The sequence below is a fragment of the Porifericola rhodea genome (assembly GCF_030506305.1).
GTDB classification, from domain to species: domain Bacteria; phylum Bacteroidota; class Bacteroidia; order Cytophagales; family Cyclobacteriaceae; genus Catalinimonas; species Catalinimonas rhodea.
Genome location: NZ_CP119421.1, coordinates 3,464,834 through 3,479,316, shown reverse-complemented (window position 1 = coordinate 3,479,316; position 14,483 = coordinate 3,464,834). Strand labels below are relative to the sequence as shown.

The window sequence follows — 14,483 nt, the reverse complement described above, 5'->3', positions numbered from 1 at the left end:
CTGGTGCAATTTTTCTACTTTGAAGTTTAGCAAGCTGGTAGTTGCTATGGGTAGCAGACCTCATAACTTCTACACGCACAGCTTTTTTCTCCTCTACATTCTCGCAACTACCAGGTTTTATCGGAAGCTTATTAGTACACCAAACTACTCAGGCTTAAAGTAACGTTGCCCTTTTCTGGAAAACATTCGTAGAGGTCAGACCAGGACTTTAGTTAAGAAAAGCATCTATTCAATCTTTTCTTTAAACTTCTTGTCTTTTTCACTGCTTAAAAAATCAGCAGCATCGTCTATACCTTTTGCACCTATCTTTAGTAGCATATCATCTTCTACCTTTTGCAAGGGAGTATAGCATGAGGCAGGTTCATCTTTGTAGGGCTTATTGCTCAATTTATTATAGACTGAAATAAGCGACCAGCGTGAATTATCGCTATTGTTACTATCCGAACGGTGGAGCAGGTTGCAATGAAAGAAAAGAGCATCTCCGGCTTGTAGCTCTACATAGACCAGTTCGTGGCGTTTCAGGGCTTCATCTACCTTTTCCATACGAGCACCTACCTGCTCTCCGGCTATATTGTGCTCCACCCGCCCCATACGATGAGAGCCTTTAAGCACCTGCATACACCCATTTTGCTGGTTGGCTTCGGTAAGTGCCAGCATAATGCTCAGCATTTCAGGATAGAGAAAGCCATTGTTATACCAATAGCCATAGTCTTGATGCCACTCCCAAGCGCCACCTTTTTTGGGCTCTTTTTGCATCAGTTTAGAATGATAATGCCCTACACCACCGCCCATAATTTTTTCCGCAGCATTAAGCATACGAGCAGAACGACTATACATACCATAAACATCATCCTGAGGAGTATACCACAGCGCCAGCTTGGTACGCAATCCTTTGCTATCGTTAAAATCAAACGAATGTGCTCTGATTACCTGATCCTGAAGCGAAGTCTCATAGATCAATTTAACTTCTTCCTCAGAAAAGAAATTTCTTATAATCACATAGCCATCCCGCTCAAATTCCGCAAGGTGACGGTCAGTAAATTCAGGATATAGTTTCATAACTCTTGAGTGTATAGGTGCTTTAAAAATATTAGTATCTACAAAAAATTTTATGCTTAGCCATTTAGTACTTTCTCTATAATTTTACCGCCCTCTTTTACCTTTAAGATTACTTTCTTTCTACCATCAGGGAGGTGTTCCTCTTTAATAAGCCAGTGATCCACATCATATTCTTTAGCACCATGCTGCCTGATGGCATCGCTGCTCCCTCTCCATAATGGAAGGTTTACCGGCTCCCATTTTTTAGATTTGGCAGATGCGTAGCAGGCATCCATAATGGAATTGACAATGTAGGCATCATAAAAAGTTTCCATGGGGCTTTGCTGCCTGTCCATAGCGTCAAACATATCTGTAAACATCTGATCATAGCCCAGGGCATGAATTTCATCGCCTACCGGAGATAGCCAGCCTGTTTCCTGCTCCGCTTTTTCCGCTACATAGCCTCGCATACCTACTGCAGTAAAAAAATCGTAACCTGTATTCAGAAAATGGTCCAGTCGGAGAGTTCCTTCAGTACCTGACACCTCGTCTCTCAGGTCCATTCCCCCTCTAAACGCCCAGCTTACTTCAAACTGGGTTACCGCTCCGGTCTCGTACCGTACCAGCCCTACCGCATGATCTTCAGCATTAATGGGTTTCACCAGAGTATCTGCCCAACACATCACTTCCAGTGGCTTTACATCCTTACCTACAAAATTTCTCCCAATCTCTATGCAATGGCACCCCATGTCAATAATAGCTCCACCACCGGACTTTTCACTATCCCAAAACCAGTCGGAATGCGGTCCAGGGTGTGCCTCACGTGAGCGGGTCCAGAGTATATCGCCTAAGGCACCACGGCGTACTGCTTTAAGCGCATCCAGTGTTTTGGAAGTGTATGCAAGGTCTTCCAGATAGCCATGATAAACACCTGCTTTTTCCACAGCTTCAAGTATCTCCAGGGCCTCCTGCCCATTCATGGCCAGCGGTTTGGTACAGAGTACTGACTTACCCGCTTCTATGGCAGCCATTATTGCTTCTTTATGAAGGTGATTTGGTAATGCTACAATTACAGTATCTGTCTTATCATCCTGAGCAGCCTTTTTAAGGTTTGTATAGCTACGCTCTATATTCCATTGTTTTGCGAATTTTTTCCCTCTCTCTTCTGAGCGTGAGTATACCGCCTCAATTTTGTCTCTGCGTCGGTGGCTCAGAAGTGTCATGGCATAGAAAGATCCAATCAGACCGGTGCCTAAAAGGCTAATATGGTGGGTTGTGTTGTGCATGATTGTGTATTGAAAGATTACTTTTATAAAATTTGGAAATTTTCACTCATGTTTTGCGTACACTTTTAACATTCATTGTAAATTTATTCTCATTTTTGGATAAATTAGTATCATGAAGCCTATCCTGGAAAAACTTACTCCCGAACCCGAATGCTCATTTGTATTACAGAAAGACTCTTTTCCCTACTATCCTACCCCCTGGCATTATCATCCTGAATACGAACTGGTACTGGTACTAAAAAGTAGTGGAAAAAAGATTATAGGCGACCATATTTCCAACTTTAAGGATGGTGATCTGGTGCTAATGGGCCCCAACTTACCTCATGTGTACGACAACGATCCGGCTTATTACGAAAAAGACTCTCAGCTAAAGGCAGAAGCCATCGTTATCCATTTTTCTGATAACTTTCTGGGGAATACTTTTTTTAACCTGCCAGAGATGGCTAAAGTGAGGCAGTTACTTAATGCTTCGCGCCAAGGATTACAAATAACTGGCAGGCAAAGAAAGGAGATTGCGAAGCGCATGGAGAAAATGTTGGAATTAAGCCCTCCGCAACGCCTGACCGAACTGCTCAATATTTTAATTGGCTTGTCTCAAACAGAAGCGTACTCTTGTCTGGCAAGTCCGGGTTTCGTACAAAATTATGGAAATGCCAATGCCAAAAGGCTAGATCCGGTGCTGGCTTACCTGATGCAGCATTTTGCAGAAGATATATCTCTGGAAGAAGTTGCCTCTATTGCGAATATGTCGCCACAGTCGTTTTGCAGGTTTTTCAAGCACTGTACCAGAAAAACATTTCTTACCTTTTTGAATGAGCTCCGCATCGGCTATGCTTGCCGCTTAATCGGAGATAATCGTTACAGTATCTCAGAAATCTGCTACAAAAGTGGGTTTAATAATCTCTCCAACTTTAACCGTCAGTTTAAACGAGTAATGCACAAAACACCTTCAGAGTATAAAAAAGCGTATGTCTGATTTGGCTGGTTACTTCATTTAAGTAGAGAGTTAGCCCAGAGAGCTAACTTTTCTTCATATAAAGCCAGACAGATGAGCTTTTCCACCCCACTTTTACAGCGGATGTGTAAACTATCTGCTACACCAGGGCCTCGTATAAAATTTCGGCAGTGTGTTTTGCGAGGCGTCCGGTACCATCCTTAATCTGATGACGGCAGCTGGTTCCGGGAGCAGCGATAATCACCTCTTCTGGTTGTTGTCTAACAGTAGGGAAGAGTACCAGCTCACCTACCTGCATAGAGACCTCAAAGTGCTCCTTCTCGTAACCAAAAGACCCTGCCATACCACAGCAACCGGAGCGTATCAGGTGTACCTCGTAATTTTCTGGCAAACTCAACATTTTCTTGGTTGGTACCAGCGAAGAAAGTGCCTTCTGATGGCAGTGCCCATGCAGTTTAATCACTTTTTTCTCTTTAGTAAACACATCTTTATTGATGTTACCTCTATCAATTTCTCTGGCGATAAACTCATCCAGCAGATAGGTATGCCCCGCTATATGCTGAGCAGCTTTTTTCTCCTCTCCACTGCTCAGATCTACATATTCGTCGCGTAGCGTAAGTATGGCAGAGGGCTCAATTCCTACGATCGGAGTTTCTTCACTTACTATATCTTTTAGAGCAGCTATGTTCTTAAGGGCAATGCTTTTGGCCTGTCGTAGCATCCCTTTGGAGAGGTAGGTTCTGCCGCTTTCTTCATGTCTGGGTATCTCTACTTCGTACCCTAACCTTTCCAGCAAGAGTATAGATTTTACACCAATCTCAGTATCATTAAAATTGGTAAACTCATCGCAAAAGAGGTATACTTTGCCTTTTGATTTCTTTTGTTTGACGGGCATTTCTGAGTACTCACCTCCTACAGGCGTAGCAGAAGACGCCGCAAAGCCATTTAAAGCTACCCTGGTTCCGCGCTTATGTTGCTGGTACCACTTTCGTAATGTCACCTTATGCAGCAGTGGCATAGAGCGGCCTTCTGCAAAACCTGTCATCTTTTTGATGATACCAGAAGTAAATGAGTTCTGAACCGCCCAATTGTAAAGCCCCGGTGTAAGCGCAGCCAGAGAAGTAAGTTTAGTAAAATTCCCTATCAGCCTGTTTCTGAGAGATACTCCATTCGCATCGTAATAATGTTGCATAAACTCAGCTTTCAGCTTCCCAACATCAACATTGGAAGGGCACTCAGATTTACACCCCTTGCAGGATAGGCAAAGGTCCATTACCTCTTTTATCTCTTCGTGGTCGAAGCGGTTGGGCTTATCAGAATTGGTTAAGAAGTAGCGCAGTATATTGGCACGAGCACGAGTTGTATCTTTTTCATTGCGGGTAGCCATGTAGCTAGGGCACATAGTTCCACCTGTTAAATGTGTTTTACGGCAGTCTCCGGAACCGTTACATTGCTCGGCAGCTCTTAATACGCCAAGGTTCTGAGTGAAATCAAAAACCGTGTCTATCTCTGGAGTAGGATGCCCCGGCATATACCGTAGAAACTGGTTCATCGGCGGTGCGTCTACAATCTTACCGGGGTTAAAGATATTTTTAGGGTCCCAGGTACGCTTCACCTCTCTGATCAGCTCATAATTTTTGTCACCGATCATGTAGCGAATAAACTCTGCTCTAAGCCTTCCGTCGCCATGCTCACCACTCAGAGATCCCCGATATTTTTTTACCAGCTGAGCTATCTCCTGAGCAATGGTTCTGAACATCTCATTGCCCGGCTCCGTCTTGAGGTTAAGGATGGGCCTGAGGTGCAGTTCACCATCTCCGGCGTGGGCGTAGTGCACACATGATAAACCGTATTTTTGAAGGGTCAGATTAAACTCAGCAATATATTCAGGAAGATCGCTTACTGCTACCGCCGTGTCTTCAATTACAGGCTGCGCCTTTTCGTCGCCCGGCACATTACCTAACAGCCCAAGGCCCGCTTTTCTTACATTCCAGGCATCTTTACTATCCTGATTGTACAGTACCGGAAAATGATACCCCATATTGTTCTCTTTCATCTCCTGGTACATGGCATTTATTGCTGCATCTACCTCTTCTCGTGTATCTCGGGCAAACTCTATCATCAGTACTGCCTTGGGGTTACCTTCTATAAAAGAGGCATATTTGCGATACTCAATATTGGCGCGGGTACGTTCAATAATATGGTCATCCATCAGCTCCGAAGCTCCGGCACCATGCTTCATGGCAATGATGTTTGCTCGCAGAGATTCGTCTATGGTCTTAAAGTGAGGACAGGCGACCCCAACCTCTTTAGGAGGCAAAGGCACACAGTTGACTTTAATTTCGGTAATAAAAGCTAGTGAGCCTTCTGAACCACAGATGAGCTTACACATATTAAAAGCTTCGCCACCCTGAGTAAAAACCTCGCTATCCAGCAGTATATCTATAGCGTAACCTGTATTACGGCGCCGTTTAATTTCTTTTTTAGGAAACTGCGCACGAATTTCGTCCTGTACAGCTTTGTCCGACAGGCGCTCTTTCAGGCTGCGATATACCTGGGCTTCCAGTTCGCTGACTGCTGTCTCACCACTACACTTTTTTTCAAACTCTTCAGGGCTTATCGCTTTAAAGGTAGTCTTACTCCCATCACTTAAGATGGCTGTAACTTCAAGCGTATGTTCGCGAGTAGTTTCGTATATGGGTGAATGCAAACCACAGGAGTTGTTTCCTACCATTCCGGCGATCATAGCACGGCTGGCAGTAGAAGTTTCAGGGCCAAAATACAAACCATGCTCACTGAGGTAATGGTTGAGATCATCTCGGATTACGCCCGGCTGTACTCGCGCCCAGCTTTCTTCAGCATTGATCTCCAGCACCTGGGTAAATTTTTGAGAGATATCTACCACAATACCTTTACCTACTACCTGCCCCGCCAGAGAGGTACCCGCAGCTCTGGGTATCAGCGAAACCTCATGCTCATTAGCAAATTTGATCAGGGTAACAATATCATCTTCGGTGGAGGGGATGGCTACTGCCAGAGGCATCTCCTGGTAAGCCGAGGCATCGGTAGCGTAAAGAATACGCATAGCCTGATCATAATGTAACTTTCCTTCTAATTTGTCTGCTAACTGCTTAAGGTGCTGATGGTTCATAGTGTAATTTCTTCTTCGTCCCGTAAATGTAATACAATCTGCTTTAGGATTAAGTTTGTCTACTTTCTCCAGCCAAGATTTTTACTGTGAACGGCTGCCTCTCAAAGGGGATTAAAATATCATTTAACTGGATTTACCCCATTGGACTAAAAAAGCTCCGGCAATTAATAAAATTACTCCGATAGCTTTTTTAATGTTAATAGCTTGTACCTCAAAGCCTAACCAGCCAAAATGGTCTACTGCCACCGAAAAAATGAGTTGACTGGCTATAATAATCCCAAACAACTTAGTAGGGCCGATAATAGGCGCTATAAAAATAACGGAGGTGATAAAGAAAGCGCCTAAAATTCCTCCCAACCACATCCACCAACGTGTACGCTGTATGTTTTCTGCATTAAGAATAGAAGGATCCGTACCCATAACAGTGTTGAGGATGAGTAAGGCGAGAAGGCCCGTTCCAAAAGATATGAAGGCCGCCAAAAATGGGTTACCCAGTATCGCTCTTAATTGTGTATTAGCACCGGACTGTATTACTACTCCCATGCCAACCAGTAGGGGAATTAATAAAAGTAAATTTCGCATAAAAAAATCAGGCTTATAAAGGCGCAAATATAGCCCATACCACCTGATTTTTAAAAAACAGTAAACCTTATCTTCCCATCTGCGCCGCCGACTGGTTGCTTACCTGATTAATCAGGTAGTGGAGTGCTTCCATTCTTTTTGCTGGATAAAGTTGGCGGGCATAATTGAGATAATACTCAGCTTCTTTTAGGTTTTGCTGATTGTAATGAGCTATAGCCTCGTTATAATAATTTAAGGCTGCTAGCTGCTTTAGTTCTATTTTTTCATTAATGGTAAAGCTGTAATTATAATACACATCGCTGGCAGGCTGAATATCTTCTTCGTAAGTACTCATCATCTCTTTAATTGCACCGGCATCGGTAATAAAGCCATTACGGGCATCGGTACTTTCAAAAAGAACCACACTACTTTCGTCTTCTATTTCTACCAGCAAAAATACGTGGTATGGCAACTCACGAATAACATACTTAATATCTAATGCGTCTAATATCAGAGCATAGAACGCGCTCCCGGTAATGCAGTCATAATTTCCATTTTCTACCAAATCATAAAGGTCTGTATGCTCGCTATAGTGTTTCATGTAGCGATTATGAATTTTGTAGAACGCATATCGTAAAAACTGTTTTTCTGAGCGGTATTTATATTGCCTCTTGGCTAGCTTTTGCGTAAATGCTTCTAATTCATCTACATAGGCCTGTAATTCGTCATTAGAAATTTCAGCATTTACATTAAAAAACAGGCGGATCAGCTCCTGAGATAATTTAACTTCTCTCTGCTCATCAGACTTCGCCTCAGGTTGATGGGTAAAACCTTCTGCTTGTAGTTGTAATGAAAAAAGGGCAATGCTTATTAAAAACAGGCCTTTCCATAGATTTTTGCGGGACTTTAAAAAAAATAACATAACTCACCTCCTATTCTTCTTCTTAAGTACTAACCTAATATACATTATTTGTTAACAATTTGTTAACATTAAATTAACATTAGGATAATTTACTCATTAGGTAGGTGTACACTATGAGACAATTTGTAACTACTCTTTTAAAAAAATAATAATAAAACTGGGCTGTAGTTAACAGCTAGAAAAATAGAGTAGACAAATAATGTATGTCTTATTAAAGATCTAAATTCTGGAGTACAGAATCTAGTGTAAGTAATACTTAAAAATTAGTTAACAGAAAGGCTTAGGCCTCAATGACTATGGTCTCGGTAATCTTGTCATGGGTAGTCTGGCAGTTTTTATCCCAGAAGTACTGCAAAAAGCCAAGCCCCACCAGCGAGGCGGAAGCGGTATAGCCCATGACCCTTTCCAGGCTTCCCCATAAAGTAATTCTTTTACCATTCAGTCTTACTATTTTAATTTTCAGGAAGCGTTTGGCGGGAGTTTGCCCCTGCCAGCGCCAGGTAAAAAAGCTGAAATAGACAAAAGCACCAAAAAAACTAAGCAGGAGGCCTAGACCATCATTAAGGTCACTGAGTGGCCGAACTATACCTTCAAAGCCCGCAATAAATGAACTTTTCAGGTTCATATACTCCGTGGCAGAAACCAGATTAAGTACAAATGCGAAAAGAATCATTAGCACCAATACAATTGGTGCATACATAATTACATATAAGTAGGCCGTCATATATCGTTTAAACTGTTGGCGTAACTTCTCTCCTACTTCTATTTTTTCCAGCTTATGATCGGCCAGCGTAAGATTTTTCTTGAGCATGCGTCGGTTTTTCACCAATGTTTTGCCCAACTTTTTTTTGTAAAACAGATAAATGAAGACCAGAGGAATAATAAGCACAAAAAACTCGGTACATAAGAGCACAATTGCCCAATCAAGTATATAAGCCATTGCTCTACGGGTAAAGCCTGCCAACTGGCTCCCCTGTAACTTTTCATCTACCAGAATATGGCTTAGATCAAACTGTTTTTTGGTATGTAGCTCTGTATTTTGCATGAGTCTTACAAAATGATGACATTTTTTTACAACTAATTACCCAATAATGACAAGCAAAGCTAAGCTTTTAGCTTACTTGGGAGTGTGTAAATATTCTTATAAGCAGTTAGTTAAGCACAGGGCCGCTCGCTTTGTGCTTTCTTTTTTACATCCTTAACGACCAGGCACCTCTTCTAAATTCGCCCCTGGCAAGTCTTATATTCAAAAATTAAGCTTCAACTTAAGACATTTCTAAAAATATAGCGTAATTTTTTAACTTTCGAACTTCTATCTGGCTAAAGGATAGACATATCACAATCTAACTTTTAGAGAATGCTTAAAAAATTATGGATTACGGCCTTCTGTGTGCTTGCCATACAGTTGGTCTATGCTCAAGAGGATATTTACTCCGTAAATGACGTCCGGGATAACCGCCCCGGCCTCTACCTGTTTACCAACGCTACATTAATTACCGATTACCAGAACACACTGGAAAACGCTTCTTTACTTATTCGTAATGGATACGTAGAAGCTGTGGGCACAAACATACAGCCCCCTGCCGGTGCCAGGGTAGTAGACCTGCAAGGCAAGTATATCTACCCTTCTTTCATAGATCTGTTTAGCGATTATGGCCTTTCAGAACTACCTAAAAAAAGTGGGTTTAGTTGGGCTAGCGCCGAAAAACTCGGCCCACAAACTGAGGGCCCCTTCGGACAGAACGATGCTATCAAAGCTCAATACGATGCGGTAGAAGATTTTAACGTAATAGATGATGATGCGCAAAAGTACCGCACATCTGGATTCGGCGCCGTACTTACCAATAAAAGAGACGGACTAGCTCGTGGTTCTTCTGCTCTGGTCACTTTAGGAGATGACAAAGAGAACAAAGTGGTGTTAAAAAGTAAGGCAGCAGCCCATTACTCTTTTGAGAGAGGTAGCTCCCAACAGTATTATCCTATCTCTAAGATGGGTTTTATTGCCCTGCTCCGTCAGACTTACCTGGATGCAGAGTGGTATCAGACAGAAAATAGCATCAACTACACAGACAACACCCTTGAAGCATGGATTGGCCTGCAAAACCTTCCGCAGGTGTTTGATGCACCGGGTTGGGTGCAGATTCTTAGAGCTGATGAGTTAGGTGACGAATTTGGTGTACAGTATATTATTAAAGGAAATGGTGACGAATACCAACGCCTACAAGAGCTTAAGGCTACAAATGCTCCTCTTATTGTTCCGGTAACTTTTCCTGAACCTTATGATGTAGAAAATCCTTTTGATGCTCGCTATGTAGATTTTAAAGACCTGAAGCATTGGGAGCTTGCCCCTGCCAACTTAGGCATGCTTGCTGCTCAGGGTATTAATTTTGCCATTACAGCCGATGGACTTAAGGATAAAAAGGACTTTCTGAAAAACTTAAGAAAAGCCGTGGACTATGGCTTAAGCAAAGAAGATGCACTAAAAGCTCTCACCCACACTCCTGCCAGTCTCATAAACGCCGAAGCTCAGCTTGGCAGCCTTAAAGCAGGTACGGTAGCTAACTTTATCATCACCTCAGACGATATTTTTGAAGATGATGCCGTAATCTACGAAAACTGGATACAAGGCAAAATGTATCGCCTGACTGACAAGGATGCTCCCGACCTCAGCGGTATCTACACTCTTAATATTGGTAATGACCGCTACGAAATGGAAGTGAGCGGTAAAGCAGGAAGCCAGGAGTTTAAGCTGGTGACAAATGACACGGTAAAAACAAAAATAGATGCCAAAATTACTGGTGAGCTACTGACGCTTAACTTTCAGCCAGAAAAAGAAAGTGACCAGCGTTTGCGACTCTCTGGTTGGTTATCCGGTAAAAACCTTCAAGGGCGTGGACAAATGGCCGATGGTAGCTGGGTAGACTGGAAAGCTACTTATGATGAGGCGCTGCCAGTTGACGACAGTACCGAGAGTGAACAGGAAGAAGCCCCTATCAACTTGGATGAGCTAACTAAAATCACCTACCCATTTTTACCTTTTGGCAATGAACAACTGCCAGAAGCAAAAACTTACCTTATTAAAGGTGCCACCGTGTGGACAAATGAGGAAGAAGGAGTTCTGGAAAAAGCAGATGTACTGGTAGAAAACGGAAAAATTTCTAAAGTAGGGAAAAACCTATCTGCACGAAATGCTACAGAAATAGACGGTACTGGCAAGCATCTCACCTCCGGTGTAATAGATGAGCACTCACATATTGCGCTTAGCAGTGTAAACGATATAGCCACTGTCTCTTCTATGGTGCGTATGGGCGATGTAGTAGAGTCTGACGATATCAATATTTACCGCCAGCTATCAGGAGGGGTAACTGCTGCACAACTGCTCCACGGCTCCGCCAACCCGGTAGGTGGTCAGTCTGCTCTGGTAAAAATGCGCTGGGGTGTAAGTCCAGATGAAATGCTCATAGAAGATGCAGACGGTTTTATCAAATTTGCTTTAGGAGAAAACGTAAAACGTTCCTCTAATCCTAACTCTATCCGCTACCCTCAAACCCGTATGGGAGTAGAACAGGTCTTTGTAGATGCCTTTAGCCGCGCCAAAGCTTATGATGATGAATGGAAAGCGTACAATAGCCTGTCGGCTCGGGAGAAAAGTAATACTGTAAAGCCACGCCGCGACTTAATGCTGGAGACCATGGCAGAAATTATTAACAGCGAAAGGTTTATCTCCTGTCACTCGTACGTGCAGTCAGAAATTAATATGCTGATGAATGTGGCAGACCGTTTTGACTTTAATGTCAACACTTTTACCCACATACTGGAAGGCTACAAAGTTGCCGATAAAATGGCAGAACATGGAGCTTCTGGCTCTACTTTCTCTGATTGGTGGGCTTACAAATTTGAGGTACGCTACGCTATACCCTATAATGCAGTGCTGATGGATATGGCAGGTGTAAACGTGGCTATTAATTCAGATGACGCCGAAATGGCCCGCCGCCTAAATCAGGAGGCTGCTAAATCTGTTAAGTATGGTGGCATGTCAGAAGAAGATGCATGGAAAATGGTAACCCTCAATCCTGCTAAAATGCTTCATCTGGATGACCGTATGGGAAGTATCAAAGTAGGCAAAGACGCAGACTTAGTGCTGTGGTCAGATAATCCGCTTTCTATTTACGCCCAGGCAGAAAAAACTATGGTGGATGGACGAATCTACTACGACCTGGATGAAGACAGTCGCAAACGTGAGATGATAGAAAAAGAAAGAGCACGCCTGGTGCAAAAAATGCAAAACGCCAAAAAGAATGGCTCGTCTACACGTCCGGTTTCCAGAGAAATGCATCAGTTGTTCCATTGCGATGATATCCACTTCGGACATGAGGCTCACTAATTCACCATCAGAAAAAAGTAATATCATGAATACTACTATATTTAATATAAGCAAAGAGCTTGTGAAATTGTGGATACAGCTTCAGCCGAAGCGGTCATTCATTTTAGCAGCCACTTTTCTTTTAACCTTAGCGAGAGCACAAGCGCAGGTGCCTACGCCCGGCGATCCTCAGGAGCAGGCCATCATTGTGCTGGGCGGCACAGTCCATATCGGTAATGGAGAGGTAATTGAAAATGGAGCGGTGGCCTTTGAGAACGGGGAAATTACTATGGTAGGAAGCGCTTCCGAAGCTCAGAATATGGATCTTTCCGGTTACGAGCAGATTCAGGCGGAAGGCAAACATATCTACCCTGGATTTATTCTTCCTGATACTGACCTGGGTCTGGTAGAAATAGGCGCGGTACGTGCCACAGTAGATAACGAAGAGGAAGGCTCTCTCAACCCCAATGTGCGTTCTATTATCTCGTACAACACCGACTCGGAGCTTATTCCTACCTTTCGCTTCAATGGTATACTTAGCGCCCAGATAGTTCCTGAAGGCGGTATGATACCGGGCACTTCCTCCATTGTGCAGCTAGACGCCTGGAACTGGGAAGATGCAGCGGTAGTGATGGATGATGCCATGCACATGAACTGGCCCGGCAGGTTTCGTACAGAGTTTGACTATTCTACTTATACCATCAAAAGAGTAGCCAACGAGCGCTACCCTGAACAGGTTCAAAAGTTAAAAGACCTCTTTGAAGATGCTGTGGCATATCATGCTTTGGAGGATAACAAAACAGTTAATTTAAAGCTGGATGCTTTGCAAAACCTGTTCAATGGTAACAAAGCATTGCACATACATGCTGAGGAAGCTGGTGAGATTGCAGAAGCAGTAATATTTGCCAAAGAACAGGGCGTAGAGCGTGTGGTAGTCGTTGGAGGGTACGAAGCCTACCTGGTAGCAGATCTACTTAAAGAGCATAACGTACCTGTAATAGTAGATAATGTACATCGTCTACCAGTTCGTGAAGAGAACGATGTAAACCTACCTTATAAACTTCCGAACATGTTAAAAGAAGCAGGCTTAAAAGTTAGCCTGGCTTACCGTATTGGTATGAATTCGCGCTCTCGCAACCTGCCTTTTCTGGCTGGTACTGCTGCCGCTTATGGTTTAGGCAAGGAAGAAGCCTTGAAAATGATCACTGCCAACACCGCTGAAATTTTAGGGATAGACGATATACTAGGTACGCTTGAGCAAGGTAAACACGCCACCCTCTTTGTTTCCGCTGGCGATGCTTTGGATATGCGAACCAACCAGGTAGAGCATGCGTTTATTCAGGGGCGTAAAGTAAAGCTGGATGCAATGCAGCAGCGCCTTTTTGAGAAGTACAAAGAAAAGTACAGCCAATCTGAGTAAAATAAAGTAGATAACTTTAATAGCAGCCTTTTGGGGCTGCTTTTTTTTGCTCTTATACCTCCACCATTTTTTTCTGACGTAAAACACCCCATACTCTGTCTTATTTACACCGCTCCTATCTCGGTCATTTCATTGAACTTTGTGGTATATCAAATTTATAAGCTATGTCACAATCTAGAAACACCAAAGTTTTTTACTGGATCACTACAGTAGTTATTTTTCTGTTTGATGGCGTAATGCCGGCACTAACTTCTCATACTGAGCTGGCGATAGAAGGGGTTCGGCATTTAGGTTACCCCGATTACTTCAGGCTACTGCTTGTTTCTTTTAAAGTGGCCGGAGCCCTGGCATTAATTTTACCTTTTGTCCACAATCGGATAAAAGAATGGGCATATGCTGGCTTCGCGTTTACTATGCTTTCTGCCATGATTAGTCATTGGGTAGTAGATGGGCTAGGTATGCAAACACTAGTACCAATCATTTTTCTGATCATTTTGCTCACTTCATATTATTTCCATCACAAACTAGTACGCGACAACACTCTTAACAGCAAAAATATGGTAAGCTCTACTAAAATTGCAGATGCCTGGACTTAAGATATAGAGCAGGTTTTCTCCCCATGAGCATCATAATCTTCGGATATAAGAAGAGTTTGGATAAATTCTGCAACTTATTAATTACCAAACAATTACCCCTAAAATCATCTCATAACACATACAAATTTGAAGACTCTTCTTGAACATTAGGCAGAGTTCCCAAGCTTATTGCTACACCAAGAAAGCTTATA

The 14,483-nt window shown here is 42.9% G+C and carries 10 protein-coding genes; 4 read left to right on the top strand and 6 right to left on the bottom strand.

Annotated elements, in window-relative coordinates:
- Positions 1-225 precede the first annotated feature (225 nt).
- A complete protein-coding gene (locus tag PZB74_RS14285) occupies positions 226-1,059 on the bottom strand; it encodes a phytanoyl-CoA dioxygenase family protein (protein WP_302237145.1) in 834 nt (277 codons plus the stop codon).
- 56 nt (positions 1,060-1,115) lie between these two features.
- Positions 1,116-2,324: a Gfo/Idh/MocA family protein gene (locus PZB74_RS14280; RefSeq protein WP_302237143.1), complete on the bottom strand. Its 1,209-nt coding sequence runs from the start codon at positions 2,322-2,324 to the stop codon at positions 1,116-1,118.
- Between the two features lie 112 nt (positions 2,325-2,436).
- Between PZB74_RS14280 and PZB74_RS14275 the strand changes: the two genes are divergently transcribed.
- Positions 2,437-3,300 (top strand): AraC family transcriptional regulator, encoded by an 864-nt coding sequence (locus PZB74_RS14275; protein ID WP_302237141.1) that lies wholly within the window; start codon positions 2,437-2,439, stop codon positions 3,298-3,300.
- A gap of 118 nt (positions 3,301-3,418) precedes the next feature.
- On the opposite strand, the gene PZB74_RS14270 is transcribed toward PZB74_RS14275, so the two are convergent.
- The 4 genes from PZB74_RS14270 to PZB74_RS14255 form a co-directional block, all read right to left on the bottom strand.
- Entirely contained in the window at positions 3,419-6,430 is a 3,012-nt protein-coding gene (locus PZB74_RS14270; protein WP_302237140.1) for an FAD-binding and (Fe-S)-binding domain-containing protein, read from the bottom strand.
- A 123-nt stretch (positions 6,431-6,553) separates the two neighbouring features.
- The gene (locus PZB74_RS14265) at positions 6,554-7,012 is read right to left on the bottom strand and encodes a DMT family transporter (protein WP_302237138.1); all 459 of its coding nucleotides are present in this window, start codon (positions 7,010-7,012) and stop codon (positions 6,554-6,556) included.
- 67 nt (positions 7,013-7,079) lie between these two features.
- Positions 7,080-7,913: a hypothetical protein gene (locus PZB74_RS14260; protein ID WP_302237135.1), complete on the bottom strand. Its 834-nt coding sequence runs from the start codon at positions 7,911-7,913 to the stop codon at positions 7,080-7,082.
- Positions 7,914-8,193: 280 nt separating this feature from the next.
- Entirely contained in the window at positions 8,194-8,958 is a 765-nt protein-coding gene (locus PZB74_RS14255; RefSeq protein WP_302237133.1) for an RDD family protein, read from the bottom strand.
- A 312-nt stretch (positions 8,959-9,270) separates the two neighbouring features.
- Between PZB74_RS14255 and PZB74_RS14250 the strand changes: the two genes are divergently transcribed.
- From PZB74_RS14250 to PZB74_RS14240, 3 genes are all read left to right on the top strand, one after another.
- The gene (locus tag PZB74_RS14250; protein ID WP_302237131.1) at positions 9,271-12,297 is read left to right on the top strand and encodes an amidohydrolase family protein; all 3,027 of its coding nucleotides are present in this window, start codon (positions 9,271-9,273) and stop codon (positions 12,295-12,297) included.
- A 61-nt stretch (positions 12,298-12,358) separates the two neighbouring features.
- Positions 12,359-13,696: an amidohydrolase family protein gene (locus PZB74_RS14245; protein ID WP_302237129.1), complete on the top strand. Its 1,338-nt coding sequence runs from the start codon at positions 12,359-12,361 to the stop codon at positions 13,694-13,696.
- Between the two features lie 164 nt (positions 13,697-13,860).
- Positions 13,861-14,292: a DoxX family protein gene (locus PZB74_RS14240; RefSeq protein ID WP_302237126.1), complete on the top strand. Its 432-nt coding sequence runs from the start codon at positions 13,861-13,863 to the stop codon at positions 14,290-14,292.
- Positions 14,293-14,483: the final 191 nt, after the last annotated feature.